Below are 20,850 nucleotides of genomic sequence, written 5' to 3'. Positions count from 1 at the left end.
CCGGGACCGAGCGGGACGTCCCCCTCGTGGCGGAGGCCGGTCAGCCGCCGGGGCGCACCACCCCGTGCTCGTACGCGAAGACCACCGCCTGCACGCGGTCGCGCAGTCCCAGCTTGGCCAGCACCCGGCTGACGTGGGTCTTCACGGTCGCCTCGCCCAGGTGCAGCTCGGTGGCGATCTCGATGTTGCTGGCGCCGCCGGCGACCAGGACCAGGACCTCGCGCTCGCGGGGGGTGAGGTCCCGCAGCGCCGCCTCGGGGGCCGACTGCCGGCCGTCCGGCCTGGCGGGCTCGCCCGGCCGGGCGAAGGTCGCGATCACCCGTCGGGTGAGTTCCGGGGCGAGCAGGCCGTCGCCCCGGGCGAGCACCCGGATCGCCTCGATCAGGGCCTCCGGGGTGCCGTTCTTGAGCAGGAAGCCGCTGGCCCCGGCGCGCAGCGCGGCGAACAGGTAGTCGTCCCGGTCGAAGGTGGTGAGGATCAGCACGGCTGGTCCGCCCGGCCCGTCCTGTTCGGCGGTGATCCGGCGGGTGGCCTCCAGCCCGTCGACGCCGGGCATCTCCACGTCCATCAGCACCACGTCCGGGCGCAGTGCCCGGGCCATGCCGGCGGCCCGCTCCCCGTCGGCGGCCTCGCCGACGACCTCGATGTCGTCCTCCACCTCAAGGATGACCCGGAACCCGGTACGCACGAGATGCTGGTCGTCGGCGAGTAGTACCCGGATCGGTCGGCCGGTCCCGGGCGCCTCGTGGCAGGCGCTCACGCGGGCCGCCCCACCGGCAGCGGCAACGGGAACCGCGCCCGCACCCGCCAGCCGCCACCGACCCGTGGGCCGACCTCCAGCGCGCCGCCGTGGGTGGCGACCCGCTCGCGCATCCCGACCAGGCCGAGCCCGTCGGCGTTCGCCGGGCGGGCGGCGTGTCCGTCGTCGGTCACGTCGACCTCCACCTCCTGTGCCAGGTATCGGATCCGCACGTCGAGCGTGGTCGCGCCGACGGCGTGTTTGAGCGTGTTCGTCACGGCCTCCTGCACCACCCGGTACGCGGCCTGGGAGACCGAGTCCGGCAGCGGCACCGGGTCCCCGTACGTCCCGACGGTGGCCCGCAGCCCGGCCTCGCGGGCGCGCTCGACCACGGCCGTGACCTGGTCAATCCCGGCGGGTCCCGACTGGTCGGCGCGGTCCGGGCCGCCGTCGCGGGCGCGCAGCAGGCCGAGCATCCGGCGCAGCTCGTCGACGGCGGTGCGGGCGGTCTCCTCGATGGCGCTCAACGCGGCGCGGGCCTTCACCGGGTCCTTGTCTAACACCCGGCGGGCCGCGGACGCCTGCACCCCCATCACCGACACGTGGTGGGCGACCACGTCGTGCAGTTCCCGGGCGATGCGGACCCGCTCGCCGACCACGGCGTGCTCGCGGATCTCGGCCTGCGAGCGACGCAGCTCCTCGGCCCGCGTCTGCACCTCGTGCTGACGCCGGGCGGCCAGCCACGCGGTCTCCCCGAAGAAGTACGCGAATCCGAAGAACAGGCCGTTGACCAGGACCCCGTTGACCAGCGCCGCGAGGATCGGGGGCACCGGTCCGACCGCGCCGGCGAACGCGTCGGCCGGGATGCTGGCGACACTGGTGGCGTAGGAGATCCCGAGCCACAGGAACATGGTGGCGATGACGCCGATCCGCAGCCGCCGGGACAGCCGCCGGTTCCGGCCCCACGCGCCCAGCGTGTAGATGGCGGCGAACAGCGCCCCGGAGCTGATCTGCGCCTCGGGAGCGGAGCGTACCTGCCCGGCGATGAACGCGATCGAGATCACCAGCGTGACGGCGACGGGGTGCCGGCGGCGCAGGACCAGCGGCAGGGTCACCGCGACGGCCCAGAAGATCTGCTCCGGCCAGGACGGCGGCGGCCCCAGCACGAAGGCGCCGGTGCTGCGGGCCAGGGTCAGGCTGAACAGCGCCAGGACGGTGGTGGCCACCCCGGTGTAGACGTCGAGCCGGCGCTGCTCCGGGGTGGGCCCCGGCCGCCGCCAGTTCTCGTCCGTGCTGCTGTCCATCCAGGTCAGGATCTCATCCCGCCGGTCGCCGCGGGTCCGGCACCCGGCCCGGGCCGCCGCACCGAGCCTTCCGGGGTACGCGATCATGCCGGCCTGCTCCAGACCGAGGCGTACGCCCGGGCGGTGCTCGCCGGCGGCGGCATGCTGCGGGAGGCGGAGATCGAGCAGCGGGTGACCTCCCGCCTGGCCCGCCAGGCGGTGCTGACCCGGGACTCCCCGCCGGAGGTGGTGTTCGTCGTCGACGAGGCGGTGCTGCGTCGCCGCATCGGCAGCCGGGCGGTGATGGCCGAGCAGTTCGCCCACCTGCTGCACGTCACCGAGCTGCCCCAGGTCGACATCCACGTGGTGCCCGCCGACGCCGGCATGCATGCTGGGCTGGCCGGCGCGTTCATCGTGGTCCGAACACCCGAGGGCGGCGAGGTGGCGCACCTGGACACCCCGCTGCGCGCGCACGTGAGCGATCGCTCGGAGGACATTGATAGCCTCCAACGCAGATGGGAGAACCTGCGGGGCGAGGCACTGCCCCGCAAGGCGTCCCGCGAACTTCTCGCGGAGGTGGCGGAGTCATGGAGCTGACCGGCGCGCTCTGGCGGAAGTCCACCCGCAGCGACAACGGCGGGTCCACCTGCGTCGAGGTGGCGACGAACCTGGCCGGCGTGGTGGGCGTACGCGACAGCAAGGACCGTGGGGGAGCGGTGCTGGCCTTCGGCCCCGCGGCCTGGACCGGCTTCCTCGCCGCGGCCACCACCGGCGCGCTGCGTCCCGCCGGGTAGCCGACGCAGACACGTGCCACGGCCCGGCTCGCGATGGCGGGCCGGGCCGTGGCGGGGGTGGATCAGGTGCGGTTGCGGTACGTCTTGACGGCGCTGTCGAGGATGTCCCAGAGCGTCACGAGCACGGTGCCGGCGATCACGGCAGTCGCCACCATGTTCAGGTTGTCGCCCTCGCCGAGCCACTCGAAGCGGGCCACGAAATCGGGGTTGAGCAGCCGGTCGGTCGACATCAGCCAGACCACCGGCACCGCGAACGCCAGGTTGAGCACCGCGTTGACCACGACCAGCGGCCAGGTCCAGTGTCCGACCCGGTACTTGGCGAACTCCAGGCCGATGGTGGCCACCAGCACCGCGATCAGGAACGGCAGCCAGAAGCTCCACAGCGCCGGATCGAGGATCGGCAGGTTCTCGTCGCCGTCGGTGGGCACGAACGAGCGGAAGTGCTGTAGCGGCAGGTAGGCGATGACCAGCGCCAGGAAGGTGACCGAGGCGGCGATGTCGGTCAGGGTGATCTGCCGGTCGGTCGTGTCCTCCGGGAGCTGGTCGACGCTCCACGCGGGCAGGTGCAGGGGCGTCTTGGTGCGCTCCAGCACCGCGAAGACCACGGTCACCCAGAAGGCGATCTGGACGGCCACCTGGAAGGCGGTGGAGATGCCCGTGCCGATCCCCTCGCCCGCGTTGCCGCCGTCGGCGACCTTGAGCAGGCCGGCCAGTACGCCGACCAGGGCCGGGATGAAGCTGAGCAGCAGCTTCATGAGCCGCGACCAGGCCAGGTAGTAGGCCGGGCCGATGAGCTGCAACCGCCGGTCGGCGTAGCGGGCGGCGAGCTTGTCCGGGTCGCCCAGCTCCGTGAGCACCTCCCGCTCGGCGGTGGCGGCGTCCTGCCCGCCGGCCGTACGGCCCTCGACCATGTCCTCGATCGAGGCGCGCAGCTCGGTGGAGATCTCCGCGCGGCGCGCGACCGGCACCGAGCGCAGGGTCGCGGCGAGGTATCGGTCGGTCAGGGTGGTCATCGGTCGGCTCCTTCGATCAGCCCGTTCAGGGAGGTCTGCACTGTGGCCAGGTCGGCGAGGAGTCGGCCCAGCACCGACTCGCCCTCCTCGCTGGTCCGGTAGAACTTGCGTGGCCGGCTCTCCTCGGTGTTCCACTCGCTGGTCAGCAGCCCCTGCTCCTCCAGCCGCCGCAGCAGCGGGTAGAGCGTGTTGGCGTCGACCGGAAAGCCATGGCCGGAGAGGCGTTGCAGCAACGCGTAACCGTAGTCGGGCCGGCGCAGCGCGACGAGGCTCGCCACCACCACGGTGCCCCGGCGCAACTCCTGGAGGTGCGTTCGCAGGATCTCATCGCTAACCATGTGTCACACCATACTGTGTGGCACACACTATCGTCCAGCGGCATAACATCGTGTGTGTCAACATCAGTGTGTTCGGGCGAAAAGGGGCGGCGGACCCCTCGGAGGAGTCCGCCGCCGTGGACGTCGCTCAGCAGGCCCCGCCCTCCCGGAAGCCGCGCTCGACGAAGGAGGCCGGCCCGACCTGGAGGTAGCCGACCCCGGGCCGGATCGGATGCCCGGTGAACAGCTCCACCCGGGAGCCGACGCGCACCAGGTACGCCGAGGCGTCGCCCGCGTCGTTGCGGATCATCGAGCCGCGCGGGCCGTAGATCTCCTCCAGAGCGTCGAAGGACATGCCCACACCCCCACCCCTGGGCGTACGCGGCGGCGCGGTGGCGGTGCCGACCTCCACGAGCCGCCCGTCGCGGAAGGCCAGCAGGAGCTTGCCTGCCCAGGCCCCGGTCACGCCGGTGCGGACCGTGCCGTCGCAGTGGGGGGCGACCCAGGAGATGAGCCCGGCCGCCGTGAGGTCCGCCAGGTCGGCCCCGATCCGGAACGGCCCGGCGCCCCGGACGCTGATGATCCGGACCTCGTCGCGCTCGGCGGCGACCTGTGCCGCCGTGCCAGGGTCGCCGGTCGGTTGCCCGGCGGCGACGGACGGCGGGGGTGCGGCGGCGGCCGGGGCCACCAGGGCGATCGGCACGAGCCCGGCCGTGGCCAGCAGGGCGGTGACGACGGTGTACGAGAGACGGTGCACGGGAATCTCCTCCTCGGCAGTGCGGGTGTCCTTGTCCTGTTGGTCTCCCCGCCCACCGGATCGGTTCGTCGGGTTCCCGACCGATGCGCTCCGGCCCGGCCTGCTCCGGCCTGCTCCGGTCCGGCCGCGCGGCCGACGACTGCGGCCCGGACGGGACGGTGGCCCTCGCGGAGGGTGCCGCCGACGCCACGCGCCGTCTACTGTCGAGGCGGAACGGCGAGGCGGCCGACCTGCCTCATCGCCGTCGACCTGCCTCATCGCGGCCGGCCCAGCTCATCGCCGGCCGGCGGCGCTGGTCGCCGCCGTCGGCGGCTACGACGACCAGCCGGTGTCGGGGGTGGTGCGGTGACCGGTCCGGAGCAGATCGGGCCCTACCGGATCGAGCGGCTGCTGGGCGTGGGCTCGTTCGCGACGGTCTGGCTGGGTTACGACCCGGTGCTCGACTCCCGGGTGGCAATCAAGGTGCTGGCCGAGAACTGGCACCACGACCTGCTGGTGCGGGAACGGTTCCTCGACGAGGCCCGCCTGCTGCGCCGCCTTGACGACGAGCGGCTGATCCGGGTCCACGCCGCCGGCGAGCTGCCCGACGGCCGGCCGTACTCGGTCATGGCCTGGGCCGACGGCGGCAGTCTGCGCGATCGCCTGGCGGCCGGCCCGATGCCGGCGCCCGCCGCCCTGGAGCTGCTGGCCGAGATCGCCGCCGGGGTCGCCGTCCTGCACCGCCACGGCGTCGTGCACCGCGACCTGACCCCGGGCAACGTCCTGTTCCGCTCCGGCCCGGACGGTGAGCGGGCGCTGATCGCCGATCTCGGGCTGGCCAAGGCGCTCGCCGCCGCCTCCGGCCTCACCGCCCGGGCGGGCACCCCCGGCTACATGGCCCCGGAGCAGGGCGACCCGCTCGCCGTCGTCGACACCCGCGCCGACGTGTACGGCCTGGGCCGGCTCGGCCTGCGGCTCCTCGCCCCGGTCGCCGGCTCCGCCGCCATCGCCGGCCCTGCCTCCGGTGCCACCGAGTCCGGCTCCGGTGCCGCTGACTCCGGTGCCGCAGCCGTCGACCGTGCTGCCGGTGCCGCCGCTCCCGCCTTCGCTGTCGACGGCGAGACGGAGGCCGGGACGGGCCGGGGCGTGCCGCCCGGGGTGCTCGCGGTCCTGCGTCGGGCCACCGCGCACCGACCCGCCGACCGGTACCCGGACGCCGCCGCCTTCCGTGCCGCGCTGCGGGACGCGGTCACCGCGCCCGCCGACCTGTCTCCCGACCGGCCGGCCGACCTGCCCGCCAACCGTTCTGCTGGCCCGCCCGCCTACCGGCCCGCCGGTCCGGTCGGTGCGCCCCTCCGGCGGGTGCGCGCACGGGTTCGGCCGGTCGCCCGGCGGCGGCTCGGCGTGTTGGCGCTGGGCGTACTGGCCCTCGTCGGGGTCGGATCCACGGCCGGGGACGGCGCGACGCAGGGGCGGGACGCCGAGAGCTGGACGAGCGGGCCGGTGACGGTGCGGCTGCCGCCCGGATGGCGGGCCACCGGCACCGGCTGGGTCGGACGGTACGGCGACGACGGCCGGCTCGAACCGGCCCTGGTCATGTCACCCGACCCGCGCCGGTGGGCGGCCGACCCGAACGTGCCGGGGGCCTTCGTCGGGTTGTCGGCCGGCATCGCCGCGCGGAGCACCCCGGCAGGATTCGTCGCCGAGCGTCCGCACGCGGCCTGTGTCGCCGCGCCGGTACGCCGCACCCGTCAGGCGGGCGTGGACTGGGTGGTGGCCCGGTTCACCTGCGAGCGGGGCCGGCCCGAGATCGTCGAGGCGGCCGGGCTGGCACCCGACGGCGCCGGACTGATCTACGTGCAGGTCACGCCCCCGGTCGACAGTCGGGCCGACTTCGTCGACACCCTGCTGGCCGGGGTACGGGTCAGTCCGCCGTACCGCCGGTGAGCCGTTCTGGTCGGGGCGAGCCGGCCCGCGACGTTCTCCGGGCGCCGGGGCCAGGTCGCCCAGGTCAGTTGGTCGGGGAGGCGGAGACGCTCGGCTCGGGGGTGTCACCCGCGGGGGCGCAGACCTTCCAGGTGCCGTTCTCCTTGCGGAAGTGCAGGGTGACGCCCGGCTGCGACGCGCGGGTGACGGTGGCGCTCGCGGTGCTGCCATCGACGCGGATGTCGGTGACGGTCACCGGCCTGGGCGACGGCACGTCGGCCGGGGGTGCCTGGGACGGATCGAAGTCGTCGTCCGCCATGATCTCCTCGGCCTCCTCGGCGCAGAGCAGGTTGAGGATGGCCGGCTGGTCGTCGCGGTCCACCGCCACAGCGAACTCCTCGACCAGCGTGCGGATCCGGGTCTCGTCACTGGCCGAGGACGGCCCCCACGCGCCGGTGAGGCGCGCCACCGCGTACAGGCCGGCACCGCAGGCGGCGAGGATCAGCAGGCCGACGGCCACCGCGACGGCGATCCAGACCGCCTTCGGCGTGCCGGCGGCGGGCGCGGGAGCGGCTCCGACCGGGGGCGCCCCGAAGCCGGGCGGACCGTTCTGCGGTGCCTGCGCCTGCGGCCAGGGCTGCGCTGGTGTTCCCGGCGACGGCTGCACTGGCGCCTGGCCCTGCGGCGACGGCTGGGCCTGCGCTGCTGGCGACGGTGGTGCCTGCACCTGTGGCCAGGGCTGTGCCGGTGGCGACGGCGGGGCCTGCGGCGGTGGCGGGGCCTGCGGCGGTGGCGACGGCTGGTCGGCGGGCCCCCCGGCTGCGGAGGATTCGGGGTGCGGCGGCTGGGTTGGCTCGTCTGGCACCTGCGACCCCCTTGACGCACCGCCGCCCAGGCAGGCCCGGAACCCGGCGACGACCGAACGACATCAACTGTCAGTCGCTGTACGCTGACTTAGCGATTGTTCTATATATTCGGATACGTATCGTAGCGCAATCCCTACAGAAGGTTCGGGCCGATGTTCAGACCGACATCGACACGTCGATGGGCGCGCCTCGTCGTCATCCTCCTCGCCGCCGTGTTCCTGGCGGTGCCGGGCACCGCGGCACACGCGAGCGGCGTCAACCTGTGCGCCGAACAACTCGCCACAGCGCTGGCGGTCCAGGCGAAGATCAAGGCGCACAACGCGAGGCCGCACACGTTCGTCCTGCCGCGACAACAGGCCGCCTACAACGCGTACAACCTCGAGGCCCAGCAGTTGAACGCCGAGCGCACGCTGGCGCGGACCCGGCTCAACGCCTGCGTCGAGGCGATGCGGACGCTCGAGGACACCCGGGTCGGCTCTCCCGCGCTCACCCCGCCCAGGCCGGCGGACCTGAGGGACATCAAGGCGGCGGCAGACCGGGTGCCGGCGAACTGGAGCCCGCCGCCCCCGCCGCCGCGCGGCAAGAACTGGCGCGTCGACCCCAACTCGCCCGTCCGCCCGCTCTACGACGTGCTGCGCGAGGTCAGCCCGCCGACGTTCCGCAACGTCCCCCTGCGCGGTGATCCCCGCCCCGTGGCCGGCTCCCGCGACCTCGCGTACCCGCCGTCGACCGGATACACCATCGGCAGGAACGCCGAAGGCCTGTCGGCGGTCTCGCCCGACCACATCATCCCGCTCGCCCGCATCATCCAGATGCCCGGCTTCGTGAAACTGAGCCCGCAGAACATGTACCAGGTGGTCAACGCGCGGGTGAACCTGCAATGGCTGTCGTTCAAGTCCAACTGGTCGAAGTCCTCCCGCAGTGTGGCGGGCATGAGCAGTGCCGATCCGCAGTGGCGGACGGCCCAGATGCAGCTCGAGGACGACGTCTACAAGGTGTTGCAGGATACGATCAACAAGCTGCTCCGTAGCCAGGCGTGAGGGGAACGAGTGGTGTCACAGCCGGACCTCACCGCCATCGCCGGCACCATGCCGCACGCGGACCTGACGCTCGTCGAGGAGGGCTCGGCCGACCTGGGGCGCCTTCCGGGGCGGTGGCGGCCGATCGCCGCGGCGGCCCACCCGGAGACCCGACTCGCGATGGCACTCGACCTGTGGAACCCGGCGCTGCTCGACGCCCTGCCGCGGTTCGCGGCGGGGCTGCGCGAGCGCTTCGTCGACGCTCGGCCGTGCCTCGCCGACGGCGAGCCCGCACTGCTCTATCTGGCCCTGCACCCCGACGGCCACCTGCTGTCCTGGACAGGGCTGGACCCCGCGGGCTTCGTGGAACCGCAGTTCTGGGGACACTTTCCCGAGCCGCTGCGGACGTTCCTGCGGGAGGTCCACGCCGGCTTCACCTCCGGCGGCTACACGGCGTTCGGGCCGGTGCACCCGCGGCACATGCAGACCGTCGCCGAGCAGGCCGGCGAGCCCGACGGCCTCGCCGACTGGGACGAGGAGCAGGAGATCGCCTCGACGCGGCTGCTGCTGGTCGCGTCCAACGGCGGCATGGTCAACTACTGCGTGTCCCCGGATCTCGAGCCGGGCGAGCTGGCCATCGTGTTCGAGGGCGACATCGACCCGACCCCGTACGGCGAAGCACTGGACAGGCTGCTCGTCCGACGACTCGAACGCTAGCCGCGCGTCCCGGGACGGCCGCCTCTCGGGTCGCTGCCTACCGCACCACCACCGTGATCGTGTGCGGCGTGCCGCCCTGCGGGATCAGCACGGCCACCGTGCCGGGGCGGACGAACCGGATGTCGACCACGCCCGCCTCGTAGCTGCGGGCCACCAGGTCCTCCCGGTCCACCGTCACCTCGCCCGGCCCGATGCCGATGATCCGCAGCACCCCGCCGGTGGCGAAGCAGAGCGAGGGGAGCAGCGCCAGTTCGGTCTCGGCCAGCACCACGTCGTGGCGTACCGCCCCGAAGCAGGTGCCGGGCGGCCCGCTCGACGACGGCGTGGCGGTCGGCGTACGCCCGGCGGTGCTCGTCGGGGGAGCAGCCGGCGGGGGCCGGCGGGCCGGGGGGACGACGGCCGCCGTGCCGGGCGTGCCGGGCCCGGACGGCGGGGCGGACGGCGGGGTGCCCGACGGCGGGCCCGGGGAACGGGAGGCGGACGCGGCCGGCGGCTGCACGGGCAGGGGGGAGACGGGCTCGTCACCGCCGCCGCACCCCGCGACGGCCACGGCGACCACGGCCACGGCGAGCCGCGACCCGGCCGTCCCCCGCCGGCGGTGTGCCACGGTCACCGCCGTCCGACGAAGGCGTGCCACGGTCACCGCCGTCCCTCGCCGGCCACGGGTTCGCCGGAGAGCCGGTGCCGCAGCTGCCGGCGGGCCTCGTGGATGCGTGACTTGACGGTGCCCTCGGGCACGCCGAGCAGGCCGGCGATCTCCCGGTAGCCCAGCCCGAGGACGTCGCGCAGGGCTACCGCCTCGGCGAGTTCGGGGCGGAGCGCGTCGAGCGCGTCGAGCAGGTCCAGCCGGGTGCCGGCGACCACGCTCGTGCGGCGCGGGTCCGCCTGGTCCGGCAGCGGCACGCCGTCTGCCTCCACCAGCCACCGCCGGCGCAGCACCCGGTACGTCGAGCGGGCCCGGTTGGCCGCCAGCCGATGCAGCCAGGTGTGGAACGACGAGCGGCCCTCGAACCGGCCGATGCCCCGGGCCAGCGCGAGCAGCGTGTCCTGGCACGCCTCCTCGGCATCCTCCCGGTGGGGCAGCAGGCGGGCGCAGAGGCGGAGCACCTCGGGGCGGACCGCGACCAGCAGCGCGTCGAGCGCCGCGGGATCGCCGCGCGCCGCCGACTCGGCCAGCTCCTCGACACCGTCCGGGAGGGGCATCAGGTCGTCCAATGCTCGCCGGATACCGTCCGTCAAGGCTACGACTACCGCCGGCGGGCGGGGTGCCACGAGTCCGCGAGCCGACTGTCGGAGGCCGCCGCCGGGCGGCCCGGAGAGATCCACGCCACCCGGTCCGCTCCGCCGGGCGCGGCATCTTCAGGGCCCTGTCGCGGCGGCGATAGGGTAGGCCGTCCGAGCTCGACCGTCCCAAGATCCGACCCGGGGGGCCACGCATGGGCGATTCGTTCGCGCATCTGCACGTGCACACGGAATACTCGATGCTCGACGGGGCGGCCCGGCTGAAGGACCTCTTCGCCGAGGTCAAGCGGCAGGGTATGCCGGCGGTGGCGATGACCGACCACGGCAACATGCACGGCGCGAACGACTTCTACAAGCAGGCGATGGCCGCCGGCGTCACCCCGATCCTCGGCATCGAGGCGTACGTGGCGCCCGAGTCGCGCTTCCACAAGCAGCGGGTGCGCTGGGGCCGGCCGGAGCAGAAGAGCGACGACGTCTCCGGCAGCGGTGGCTACACCCACATGACGATCTGGGCCAAGAACAAGACCGGCCTGCACAACCTGTTCAAGCTGACCAGCCGGTCGTACACCGAGGGGTTCTTCGTCAAGTGGCCGCGGATGGACGCGGAGCTGCTCGCCGACAACTCCGAGGGGCTGATGGCCACCACCGGCTGCCCCTCCGGTGAGGTGCAGACCCGGCTGCGCCTGGGCCAGTACGACGAGGCGCTCAAGGCCGCCGCGCGATACCAGGAGATCTTCGGCAAGGAGAACTACTTCCTGGAGATCATGGACCACGGCATCAGCATCGAGCGCCGGGTCCGCCAGGAGCTGCACGACATCTCCCGCAAGCTGGACATCCCGCCGGTGGTCACCAACGACTCGCACTACACCCACGAGGCGCAGGCCGAGGCGCACGACGTGCTGCTCTGCGTGCAGACGGCGGCGAACGTCGCCGACCCGAACCGGTTCCGGTTCGACGGCAGCGGCTACTACATCAAGTCCGCCGACGAGATGCGGGCCGTCGACAACTCCGACCTCTGGCTGGAGGGCTGCCGCAACACCCTGCTGGTGGCCGAGAAGGTCGACCCCGCCGGGATGTTCGAGTTCCACAACCTGATGCCGCGCTTCCCGGTCCCCGAGGGGGAGACCGAGGAATCCTGGTTCCGCAAGGAGACCTTCGCCGGGCTGGCCCGGCGCTACCCGAACGGGATCCCCGAGGGGCACGTCAAGCAGGCCGAGTACGAGCTGGGCGTCATCATCCAGATGGGCTTCCCGTCGTACTTCCTCGTGGTCGCCGACTTCATCCAGTGGGCCAAGAACCAGGGCATCGCCGTGGGCCCGGGCCGTGGCTCGGCCGCCGGCTCGCTCGTGGCGTACGCGCTGGGCATCACCGACCTCGACCCGATCCCGCACGGCCTGATCTTCGAGCGGTTCCTCAACCCCGAGCGCGTCTCGATGCCCGATGTCGACATCGACTTCGACGAGCGTCGGCGCGGCGAGGTCATCAAGTACGTCACCGACAAGTGGGGCGAGGACAAGGTCGCCCAGATCGCCACCTTCGGCACCATCAAGGCGAAGGCCGCGATCAAGGACTCGGCTCGGGTGCTCGGCTACCCGTACGCGGTGGGCGACCGGATCACCAAGGCGATGCCCCCGGCGGTGATGGGCAAGGACATCCCGCTGGAGGGCATCTTCGACCCCAAGCACCCCCGGTACGCCGAGGCCGGCGAGATCCGGGGAATGTACGAGGCCGAGGCGGACGTCAAGAAGGTCATCGACACCGCCCGCGGCATCGAGGGGCTGATCCGGCAGACCGGCGTGCACGCCGCCGGCGTCATCATGTCCGCCGAGCCGATCATCGACCACATCCCGCTGATGCGCCGGGACTCCGACGGGGTCATCATCACCCAGTTCGACTACCCGACGTGCGAGTCGCTCGGGCTGTTGAAGATGGACTTCCTCGGCCTGCGCAACCTGACGATTATCGACGACGCGGTGAAGAACATCCAGCTCAACCACGGCAAGGAGCTGGACCTGCTGGCGTTGCCGCTGGACGACAAGCCCGCGTACGAGCTGCTGGCCCGGGGCGACACCCTGGGCGTGTTCCAGCTCGACGGCGGTCCGATGCGCTCGCTGCTGCGGTTGATGAAGCCGGACAACTTCGAGGACATCTCCGCCGTCCTCGCGCTCTACCGGCCCGGCCCGATGGGCGTCGACTCGCACACCAACTACGCGCTGCGCAAGAACAACCTCCAGGAGATCACCCCGATCCACCCGGAGCTGGAGGAGCCGCTGCGCGAGATCCTCGCGCCCACCTACGGCCTGATCGTCTACCAGGAGCAGGTGCAGCGCGCCGCGCAGATCCTCGCCGGCTACACCCTCGGCCAGGCCGACCTGCTGCGCCGGGCGATGGGCAAGAAGAAGAAGGAGATCCTCGACAAGGAGTTCATCCCGTTCCGCGACGGCTGCCGGGAGCGGGGCTACTCCGACGAGGCGATCCAGAAGGTCTGGGACGTGCTGGTCCCCTTCGCCGGCTACGCCTTCAACAAGGCGCACTCGGCGGCGTACGGGCTGGTGTCGTACTGGACGGCGTACCTCAAGGCGCACTACCCGGCCGAGTACATGGCGGCGCTGCTCACCTCCGTCGGCGACGACAAGGACAAGATGGCGCTCTACCTCTCGGAGTGCCGCCGGATGCGCATCCAGGTGCTGCCGCCGGACGTGAACACCTCCGCCGGGCCGTTCACCCCGGTCGGCAAGGAGATCCGGTTCGGCCTCGGCGCGGTGCGCAACGTCGGCGCGAACGTGGTCGCCGCGATCATGCGGTGCCGCGAGGAGAAGGGCGAGTACGCCGACTTCTACGACTTCCTGTCGAAGGTCGACGCGGTGGTCTGCAACAAGAAGACCATCGAATCGCTGATCAAGGCCGGGGCGTTCGACGTGCTCGGGCACCCCCGCAAGGCGCTGCTCGCGGTGCACGCGGAGGCGATCGACGCGTACGCCGACGTCAAGCGCAAGGAGGCCGTCGGCCAGTACGACCTCTTCGGCGCCGGCTTCGGCGACGCCGACACCAGCAGCACCACCGTGATGCCGGTGATCGGCGAGGGGGAGTGGGACAAGCGCGACAAGCTCGCCTTCGAACGCGAGATGCTCGGCCTCTACGTCTCCGACCACCCGCTCTTCGGTCTGGAGCACGTCCTCGGCGCGGCGGCGGACTGCACCATCGCCTCCCTGTCCGAGGAGGGCACCGTCCCGGACGGCGCCGTGGTCACCCTCGCCGGCATCCTCTCCGGGGTGCAGCGCCGGGTCACCAAGCAGGGCCGGGCCTGGGCGTCGGCCACCCTGGAGGACCTCGCCGGCGGCGTGGAGGCACTCTTCTTCCCCAACACCTACGAGGTGATCGGGCAGTACATCGCCGAGGACGCCATCGTGGTGGTCAAGGGGCGGGTGGACCGGCGCGACGACACCCCCCGGATCATGGCGATGGACATGTCCATGCCGGACGTCAGCAGCAACCCGGCGAACAAGCCGGTCACCCTGACCATCCCGGTGCACCGGTGCACCCCACCGCTGGTGGAGCGGCTCAAGGAGACCCTGGTGCTGCACCCGGGCGACACCGAGGTGCACGTCAAGCTGCTCAACGGCGGCCGGACCACCACCCTGCGGCTGGGCCCGTTCCGGGTGGCGGCCACCACCGCGCTGATGGGCGACCTGAAGAGCGTCCTGGGCCCCGCCAACGTCAGCTGACGCCGGCGGGACCGGTGTCGAGGCCGCGCGCGCCGGATTGGCCGTCCCGGTACGCGGCGCGGGTGGCTAGCGTCGGATGCGTGGAGATCACACAGGCACAGAAGCTGTGGCAGCCGCAGCCGCAGCCGGGCTGGCTGAACACCGCCACTTACGGGCTTCCGCCCGATCCGGCGTGGGACGCGGTGCAGGAGGCGCTGGCCGACTGGCGGGTCGGGCGCACGTCGTGGGAGGACTGGGGCAGGGCCACCGACCGGTCGCGGGCCGCCTTCGCCGGACTGGTCGGGGTAACGGCCGCCGACGTCGCGGTCGGCAGCACGGTCTCCCAGTTGCTGGCCCCGGTCGCCGCCGCCCTGCCCGCGGGCGCGAGCGTCGTGGTGCCGGAGGTCGAGTTCACCTCCAACCTCTTCCCGTGGCTCGTGCAGGAGGAGCGGGGCGTGCGGGTGCGTGCGGTGCCGCTGGCCGGGCTCGTCGACGCGATCGACGACGAGACCGACCTGGTCGCGTTCAGCCTCGTGCAGTCGGCCGACGGCACGATCGCCCCGTACGCCGAGATCGTCGCGGCGGCCCGGGCGCACGGCGCCCTCGTCGCGGTAGACGCCACCCAGGCGTGCGGCTGGCTGCCGTTCGACGCGGGCCTCGCCGACGCGGTCGCGGTCGGGGCGTACAAGTGGCTGATGTCGCCGCGCGGCTCCGCCTTCGCCTACCTGGCGCCCGCGCTGCGTGAGCGGCTGCGCCCCGACGCCGCCGGCTGGTACGCGGCGGAGGACCCGCAAGCCTCCTACTACGGCCCGCCGCTGCGCCTGGCCGCCGACGCCCGCCGGTTCGACATCTCACCGGCCTGGTTCAGCTGGATCGGCACGGCCCCGGCCCTGGAACTGGTCGCCGAGATCGGCGTGCCGGCGGTGTACGCGCACGACGTCGCGCTGGCCAACCGGTTCCTCGCCGGGCTGGGCCGCCCGCCGGGGGAGAGCGCCATCGTCGCCGTGGAGGTGCCCGACGCGGCGCAGCGACTGGAGCGGGCCGGCGTACGGGCGGCGGTCCGTGCCGGCCGGGTGCGGGCCTCCTTCCACATCTACTCCACCGAGGCGGACGTCGACCTCGCCCTGGACGCGCTCACCGGCTGAACCGGGGCGCGTCCTCGGCGAGGGCAGCGCCGCTCGGGGGATTACTTGGCGCCGGTGACGATGCCAGGGTTGATGCAGAGACCGGGGTTGCTGCCGTTGCGCTCGGCGATCTCCAGGCACCGAGACACCTTGTCGACCTTCGCGTTCGTCTCGGTGATCTGCTTCTGGATGGCGGCGTTCTTGCGGTCCTGCTCCAGGTTGCGGGTCTGCGCGAGCTTGTCCTGGAAAGCCTTGATGTTGCCCTCGGTCTTGTCGTCGTGGTTGACCCGGGTGATCGTGACCGACAGGATGTCGACGTCGTTGGCGAGCCGCGTCTCCGCGCTGGTCTTGATGCTCTCGGCGAAGGGCTTCAGGTCCACGTTCAAGCTGCCGGTGTCCGAGTCGATCTTCTCCAGCGGGTTGTACGTGGCGAAGGCGTCGTTGACGGCGCTGTCGAGCTGCACGCCCACCCGCTGGCCCCGGAAGCTGTCGAAGTCGCCCTTGTAGTCCATGAACTGCTTCGGCGCGTTCTCCGGCTTGACCTGCCACTCGACGAGCACCTCGACGCAGGCGTCGGCGAGGGTGCCGGTGCGGACCCGCACGCAGTGGTCGCCGCCGATGTGGTCGTACTTCTGCCGGCCCGCGTCCCACTCGCCGACCTTATGCCAGGGGGCGACCCACTTGAGGCCGGAGCCGGTGACCTTGCCCGTCGGCTTGTTGAAGCTGGTGACGATGCCGACCGAGCGGATCGGCACGGAGTGGGCGCTGGAACCGACGATGAACACGACCGCGCCGACGAGGGAGGCGAGCGCCGCCAGGGTGGCGGTCTGCTTGGTCGATCTGTTCCGAGCGGTCAGGGCGAGCAGGCCGGAGATCACCAGACCGACGGCGAAGATGATCGCAACAGTGAAGCCGAAGGGCATGCGCTCGGCACCTTTCGCGGGAGGGGCCCATCACCATAGGGGCACCCGTCAAGGCGCGGCGCAGGTGGGGCGTCGCGGTACCGGTAGTTGCGACCGGGCGCATCCATCCGCGGCCCTCCCGACGAACCCCCTGGTAGTGAACGTCTACCCGGGGGTACGTCTGATGCCGACAGAACCCATGCCGGTCGAGGCCGTCGAGACCGCACGCAAGCAGCTCTCGCTGGCCGCCGACGACCTCGACGCCAACCGGGTCGCCGCGCTCGTCGTCGAGGTCGCCGGGGAGTGGGGCGCGGCGGCGCTGTGGGAGCAGGTCTGCGTGCCGATGCTGGCCGAACTGCCCGGGCGTACCGCGATCGAGGTCGCCGTCGAGCACGCCCTCGCCGAGGGGGTGCGCGTCGGCCTGGACGTGTTCCGGCGCGTACCGGGCCGGCCGCTGCCCACCGGCGGCGTACTGCTGGCCGGGGCCGAGCAGGAGACGCACTGCCTCGGCCTGCACGCGCTCGCCGCCGCGCTGCGCGAACGGTCCCGGGGCAGTCTGCTGCTCGGCCCGGCGCTGCCGTGGACGGCGCTCGCCAGCGCCGCCCGTCGGGTCCGCCCGCGCATCGTCGTGGTCTGGGCGCAGACGCCGGTCACCGGCCGCGCGTACCGCCTGGTGCGCTTCGCCCGCGACTTCCCGGCGACCCGGGTGTACGGCGCCGGCCCGGGCTGGATCGAGCCGCTCGCCGCGCCGGCGACCCGACTGTCCACGCTGCCCGCTGCCGTCGCCGCCTGCTCCGCGCCGCCGTCACCGCCTGCGCTGCGCCGCTCCTGCCTGCCCTGACGGGGACGTGGGGGCGACACCACGTCCCCGCCAGCGGACCAGGCACCATGAGCCCGTGCGACTACTTACCGCCGAGGAGTTCACCGCCACGATCGGCACACCACCGGCGCCGGTGAACGTCGACGAGTCTGCCCCGTTCGACTTCTGGTCCTACTTCGACGCCATTCCCCGTGAGGACCTCGGAGGCCACGACTTCAGCGACGAGGAAGTCACCCACGTGTGGCAGATGCCGGACAGGGCGCATCAGCACGTCCTCATCGCCTGCGACACCCCGAACGTGTTCCTGGTGCTCGTGCTCGATCTTCGGACGGCATCGGTGGCCGGGCACCACGTACTCGACCTCAACCAGATCTACGGACTCAGCCAGCCGTCCGCCCCCTGACGAACGGCCAGGGCGTCGGCTCCGGCTGCCACCGGTCCGTCGTGGCTTCGGTCGCCGTCCGGCCAGGAACCTGACGTCGAGCCCTCTCCCGGCGGCCGGCGGTGGATGTGCCGCTGGCCGGCACCCCGGGTTCGGATGCCGGCCAGCGATCCCCCTTGTGGTGGAAGGTCTGTGTCAGCTGTTCCAGTGCTCGGCGACCAGGTCGGCGGCCATCTGCTCCCACTGGGCGTAGTGGTCCGGGTACGCCGACACCTGCACGGTCTGGGCGGCCTTGGTCAGGGGCATGTCCTGCCATCCGTCGACCTGCTTGAGGCCCTTCAGGAACGCGGTGGTGGAGTACTCGGGGTCGGTGATCTGCTCGACCGTGCCCCACCCGCTGGACGGGCGCTGCTGGAACAGGCCCTGCGAGTCGTGGTCGTTGCGGTCACCCAGGTGACCCAGGTTCTCCAGCTTCGACTCCTGCAACGCGGTCGCGATCGACACCACGGCCGCACGCTCGTCCATACCGGCCTTCTTCGTCGCCGCGATGATCGCCTTCACATTGGCCACCTGCTCGTCGGACAGGTCGACCCGCGACTGCGCGCCCTGCACACCATGCGGCACCAGCTTGCCCTTGTCGACCGACGGCTTGTCAGCCTGCACCGCCACCGGCACCGACTCCACCACCGGCGCGGCATGCGCGGCAGCCGGACCGGCGAACACGCCACCGGCAAACGCCAGACCCGCAACACCAAGAACGCTCTTACGCAGAATCGTGTTCATCACAGATGCTCCATTCGGGGGTCGACACCCACGCACCGAGGGGGATCGGCTACACGCGGGTGCAAGCACCGTCAGGCGCCCAACGAACTCTCCAGGGGGAAACTCCAGCAAGAGACTGGAGGAAGATCAGATCGGTCACGCCAGCCACGGAACCGGGCTGTCTCGCGGGGCGGGGGGATGCCCTCTCGTCGACCGTGACCATGTGTAACCACGACCGGCCCGCCACCATTCCCGGGGATCCCCGCCCGCCACCTCGAATCGAGGCGGTGTGGTGGCCTCGTTCCCTCAGGCGGATGGCCCCTGCCCGCACGGAGCGGGTTGGCCCTGCTCGGTCGTACGCATGGTGTAACGACCCCGCCCCGGCCACGATTCCGCCCCCACGATGCGGCCGGTCACACCCCCGAACCGGACATCCCCGCCCGCGCAGACCCAGGGCGGCACATAACCGACCAACTCCGACCCGACACTCGCCACGGACCTGGACAGTCGACGTATCTGGGCCGAGATGATGGCCCGCCGAGATCTTGGTAGAAAACGGCCCCCTGGAGGGGCGCATTCCTACCAAGATCTCGCCAGACCAAGAACTCGGCCGGACCGGGACCGAGAGTCGCCGCGGGCGGATGCAGCAGTGGGCACCGACGGGGTGTGGCTCGCCGTACCCGGCGCAGGGATCAGGCCTGACCGCCCGGAGCCGGGCACGGCGGGCCACGCCAGGGTGCCCAGAAACCGACCGGCGCAGCGCCACCAGCCGAAAGGGACAAGCGAAAGTCGCACCCACGGAGAGGCGGAAGTGACCGCCGTCACATAAGATACGAACCGGTTCCGTATCGATAATCACCCGCCTACGCTCACACCTGATTTGCGAGTCTCACCCGTATCGAAACGGGGACTGGGGGAGAACGCGGAGATGCCACCGCACGAGAACACGGGACACCCGAGGAGGTGGGCGATCCTCGGGGTGCTGGTGATCAGCCTGCTCGTGGTCGTCCTGGACAACACGATCCTCAACGTCGCGCTGCGGACACTCGCCGATCCCGTGCACGGCCTCGGCGCGAGTCAGGGCGAGCTGGAGTGGTCCATCAACTCCTACACCCTGGTCTTCGCCGGGCTGCTGTTCACCTTCGGCGTGCTCGGTGACCGCGTCGGGCGCAAGCGCTTCCTGCTGGTCGGCCTGGTGCTGTTCGGGCTGGCGTCGCTGCTGTCGGCGTACGCGCAGAGCCCGGCGCAGCTCGTCGCGGCCCGCGCGCTGATGGGCGTGGGCGGCGCGGCGATCATGCCGGTCACGCTCGCGATCATCGCCAACGTCTTCGACCCCAGGGAGCGGGGCCGGGCGATCGGCGTCTGGGCCAGCGCGGTCGGGCTGGCGGTGGCGATCGGCCCGATCCTCGGCGGCGCGCTGCTGGAGCACTACTGGTGGGGTTCGGTCTTCCTGATCAACGTGCCGGTGGTGGCGTTCGGCGTGATCCTGGTGGCGCTGCTGGTGCCCGAGTCGCGGGACCCGGACCCGGGGCGCGTCGACGTCGTCGGGGTGCTGCTGTCGGTGATCGGGCTGGTCGCGCTGACGTACGGCATCATCGACGGCGGCGAGCACGGCTTCGGCCGCCCGCTGGTCTGGGTGGCGATCGTCGGGGGCATCGCGGTGCTGGCCTGGTTCGTGGCGCACGAGCGGCGCAGCAACCACCCGTCGCTGGACGTGCGGTTGTTCCGGGTGCCCCGCTTCGCCGCGCCGGTGGCCATCGTCGGGCTCTGCTTCTTCGCCGCCATGGGCGTCATGTTCTTCACCTCGTTCTACCTGCAACTGGTACGCGGTTACAGCCCGCTGGAGACCGGCCTGCTCTTCCTGCCCCTCGCGGCGGCCCAGCTCGTCTTCGCGCCGGGCAGCGCGGCGATGGTCCGCCGGTACGGCGGCAGAGCGGTCGCGGTCGTCGGGCTGGGGCTGTCCGTGGTCGCGCTCGGTGCGTTCGCCTTGATCGATGCCGCCACCCCGATCTGGGTGGTCCTGGTGGTCTTCTTCCTCCAGGGCACCGGGATGGCCAACATCATGCCGCCGGCCACGGAGTCCATCATGTCGGCGCTGCCCCGGGAGAAGGCCGGCGTCGGATCGGCGGTCAGCAACACCGTCCGGCAGGTGGCCGGCGCCCTCGGCGTGGCGGTGATCGGCTCGGTGCTCTCGGCGGTCTACCGCGCCGACATCGAGTCCGCCCTGCGGGACCTGCCCGCCGGGGCGCGCGACACCGCTGGCGAGTCGATCTCCGGTGCGTACGCCGCGGCGAGCCAGCTCGGGCCGGCGGCGCCGGGCCTGATCGCGGTAGCCGACGACGCCTTCGTGACCGCGATGCACTGGGCGGCGGGGCTCGCCGCGGCGATCGCCGCGCTCGGCATCCTCGTGGTGCTGCGCTGGATGCCCGGCCGTTCCGCCAGCCGGGCGGGGCAGCCGGCGCCGGTGGGCGAACCCGAGTTGGCCGGGACCGCATAGCTTCGGG

20 protein-coding genes are annotated in these 20,850 nt (G+C 72.3%); 10 read left to right on the top strand and 10 right to left on the bottom strand.

All coding sequences use genetic code 11. From position 1 onward, the window contains the following. Positions 1 to 40: 40 nt before the first annotated feature. Both ACGFIG_RS22650 and ACGFIG_RS22645 read right to left on the bottom strand, forming a co-directional pair. The gene (locus tag ACGFIG_RS22650) at positions 41 to 760 is read right to left on the bottom strand and encodes a response regulator (RefSeq protein WP_393005848.1); all 720 of its coding nucleotides are present in this window, start codon (positions 758 to 760) and stop codon (positions 41 to 43) included. Continuing rightward, the gene (locus tag ACGFIG_RS22645) at positions 757 to 2,043 is read right to left on the bottom strand and encodes a sensor histidine kinase (protein ID WP_393005846.1); all 1,287 of its coding nucleotides are present in this window, start codon (positions 2,041 to 2,043) and stop codon (positions 757 to 759) included. Before ACGFIG_RS22645 ends, ACGFIG_RS22650 begins: the two co-directional genes overlap by 4 nt. On the opposite strand from ACGFIG_RS22645, the gene ACGFIG_RS22640 reads away from it, so the two are divergent. Both ACGFIG_RS22640 and ACGFIG_RS22635 read left to right on the top strand, forming a co-directional pair. After that, positions 1,990 to 2,619: a DUF5753 domain-containing protein gene (locus ACGFIG_RS22640; protein ID WP_393006310.1), complete on the top strand. Its 630-nt coding sequence runs from the start codon at positions 1,990 to 1,992 to the stop codon at positions 2,617 to 2,619. The two genes, ACGFIG_RS22645 and ACGFIG_RS22640, sit on opposite strands and share 54 nt — an antisense overlap. Then, on the top strand, positions 2,610 to 2,816 hold the full coding sequence (locus ACGFIG_RS22635; protein WP_393005844.1) for a DUF397 domain-containing protein: 207 nt from the start codon (positions 2,610 to 2,612) through the stop codon (positions 2,814 to 2,816). The genes ACGFIG_RS22640 and ACGFIG_RS22635 overlap by 10 nt, the downstream gene beginning before the upstream one ends. Positions 2,817 to 2,878: 62 nt before the next feature. Here ACGFIG_RS22635 and ACGFIG_RS22630 read toward each other — a convergent pair whose 3' ends face one another. The 3 genes from ACGFIG_RS22630 to ACGFIG_RS22620 form a co-directional block, all read right to left on the bottom strand. Beyond that, positions 2,879 to 3,829 (bottom strand): permease prefix domain 1-containing protein, encoded by a 951-nt coding sequence (locus tag ACGFIG_RS22630; RefSeq protein WP_393005842.1) that lies wholly within the window; start codon positions 3,827 to 3,829, stop codon positions 2,879 to 2,881. Next, positions 3,826 to 4,167 carry a PadR family transcriptional regulator gene (locus tag ACGFIG_RS22625; protein ID WP_393005840.1) on the bottom strand — a complete coding sequence of 114 codons (342 nt, stop codon included), beginning with the start codon at positions 4,165 to 4,167 and terminating at the stop codon, positions 3,826 to 3,828. The genes ACGFIG_RS22630 and ACGFIG_RS22625 overlap by 4 nt, the downstream gene beginning before the upstream one ends. A gap of 127 nt (positions 4,168 to 4,294) precedes the next feature. Continuing rightward, a complete protein-coding gene (locus ACGFIG_RS22620) occupies positions 4,295 to 4,903 on the bottom strand; it encodes a hypothetical protein (protein WP_393005838.1) in 609 nt (202 codons plus the stop codon). 345 nt (positions 4,904 to 5,248) lie between these two features. Here ACGFIG_RS22620 and ACGFIG_RS22615 point away from each other — a divergent pair, with 345 nt between their 5' ends. Continuing rightward, positions 5,249 to 6,829: a serine/threonine-protein kinase gene (locus ACGFIG_RS22615; protein ID WP_393005836.1), complete on the top strand. Its 1,581-nt coding sequence runs from the start codon at positions 5,249 to 5,251 to the stop codon at positions 6,827 to 6,829. A gap of 64 nt (positions 6,830 to 6,893) precedes the next feature. Here the strand turns inward: ACGFIG_RS22615 and ACGFIG_RS22610 are convergent, their stop codons facing one another. Beyond that, a complete protein-coding gene (locus tag ACGFIG_RS22610; RefSeq protein WP_393005834.1) occupies positions 6,894 to 7,475 on the bottom strand; it encodes a hypothetical protein in 582 nt (193 codons plus the stop codon). A 351-nt stretch (positions 7,476 to 7,826) separates the two neighbouring features. Here ACGFIG_RS22610 and ACGFIG_RS22605 point away from each other — a divergent pair, with 351 nt between their 5' ends. Both ACGFIG_RS22605 and ACGFIG_RS22600 read left to right on the top strand, forming a co-directional pair. Further along, the gene (locus tag ACGFIG_RS22605; RefSeq protein ID WP_393005832.1) at positions 7,827 to 8,714 is read left to right on the top strand and encodes a hypothetical protein; all 888 of its coding nucleotides are present in this window, start codon (positions 7,827 to 7,829) and stop codon (positions 8,712 to 8,714) included. A 12-nt stretch (positions 8,715 to 8,726) separates the two neighbouring features. Next, positions 8,727 to 9,410 (top strand): hypothetical protein, encoded by a 684-nt coding sequence (locus ACGFIG_RS22600; protein WP_393005830.1) that lies wholly within the window; start codon positions 8,727 to 8,729, stop codon positions 9,408 to 9,410. 37 nt (positions 9,411 to 9,447) lie between these two features. Here ACGFIG_RS22600 and ACGFIG_RS22595 read toward each other — a convergent pair whose 3' ends face one another. Together ACGFIG_RS22595 and ACGFIG_RS22590 are read right to left on the bottom strand one after the other, a co-directional pair. Further along, positions 9,448 to 10,047, bottom strand: coding sequence for a hypothetical protein (locus ACGFIG_RS22595; RefSeq protein ID WP_393005828.1), 600 nt, complete (start codon positions 10,045 to 10,047; stop codon positions 9,448 to 9,450). A 2-nt stretch (positions 10,048 to 10,049) separates the two neighbouring features. Then, the gene (locus ACGFIG_RS22590; protein ID WP_393005826.1) at positions 10,050 to 10,613 is read right to left on the bottom strand and encodes an RNA polymerase sigma factor; all 564 of its coding nucleotides are present in this window, start codon (positions 10,611 to 10,613) and stop codon (positions 10,050 to 10,052) included. Between the two features lie 233 nt (positions 10,614 to 10,846). Between ACGFIG_RS22590 and dnaE the strand changes: the two genes are divergently transcribed. Together dnaE and ACGFIG_RS22580 are read left to right on the top strand one after the other, a co-directional pair. Then, positions 10,847 to 14,377 carry a DNA polymerase III subunit alpha gene (gene dnaE / locus ACGFIG_RS22585; protein WP_393005824.1) on the top strand — a complete coding sequence of 1,177 codons (3,531 nt, stop codon included), beginning with the start codon at positions 10,847 to 10,849 and terminating at the stop codon, positions 14,375 to 14,377. Positions 14,378 to 14,457: 80 nt separating this feature from the next. Further along, complete coding sequence (locus tag ACGFIG_RS22580) at positions 14,458 to 15,501, top strand: aminotransferase class V-fold PLP-dependent enzyme (RefSeq protein WP_393005822.1); 1,044 nt, start codon at positions 14,458 to 14,460, stop codon at positions 15,499 to 15,501. 41 nt (positions 15,502 to 15,542) lie between these two features. Here ACGFIG_RS22580 and ACGFIG_RS22575 read toward each other — a convergent pair whose 3' ends face one another. Further along, positions 15,543 to 16,403 carry an SPFH domain-containing protein gene (locus ACGFIG_RS22575; protein ID WP_393005821.1) on the bottom strand — a complete coding sequence of 287 codons (861 nt, stop codon included), beginning with the start codon at positions 16,401 to 16,403 and terminating at the stop codon, positions 15,543 to 15,545. A 163-nt stretch (positions 16,404 to 16,566) separates the two neighbouring features. Between ACGFIG_RS22575 and ACGFIG_RS22570 the strand changes: the two genes are divergently transcribed. Together ACGFIG_RS22570 and ACGFIG_RS22565 are read left to right on the top strand one after the other, a co-directional pair. Continuing rightward, positions 16,567 to 17,223 carry a transcriptional regulator gene (locus ACGFIG_RS22570; RefSeq protein WP_393005819.1) on the top strand — a complete coding sequence of 219 codons (657 nt, stop codon included), beginning with the start codon at positions 16,567 to 16,569 and terminating at the stop codon, positions 17,221 to 17,223. 55 nt (positions 17,224 to 17,278) lie between these two features. Continuing rightward, positions 17,279 to 17,605 carry a hypothetical protein gene (locus tag ACGFIG_RS22565; RefSeq protein ID WP_393005817.1) on the top strand — a complete coding sequence of 109 codons (327 nt, stop codon included), beginning with the start codon at positions 17,279 to 17,281 and terminating at the stop codon, positions 17,603 to 17,605. Positions 17,606 to 17,779: 174 nt separating this feature from the next. Here ACGFIG_RS22565 and ACGFIG_RS22560 read toward each other — a convergent pair whose 3' ends face one another. Further along, a complete protein-coding gene (locus ACGFIG_RS22560) occupies positions 17,780 to 18,367 on the bottom strand; it encodes a hypothetical protein (RefSeq protein ID WP_393003612.1) in 588 nt (195 codons plus the stop codon). A 907-nt stretch (positions 18,368 to 19,274) separates the two neighbouring features. On the opposite strand from ACGFIG_RS22560, the gene ACGFIG_RS22555 reads away from it, so the two are divergent. Then, a complete protein-coding gene (locus ACGFIG_RS22555; RefSeq protein WP_393005815.1) occupies positions 19,275 to 20,843 on the top strand; it encodes a DHA2 family efflux MFS transporter permease subunit in 1,569 nt (522 codons plus the stop codon). The last annotated feature ends 7 nt before the right edge of the window (positions 20,844 to 20,850 follow it).

The organism is Micromonospora sp. NPDC049048, assembly GCF_043197615.1.
In the GTDB taxonomy this organism is placed as follows: Bacteria; Actinomycetota; Actinomycetes; order Mycobacteriales; family Micromonosporaceae; genus Micromonospora.
The sequence above is the reverse complement of the archived record's forward strand: the minus strand, read 5'-3'. Positions and strand labels throughout refer to the sequence as shown.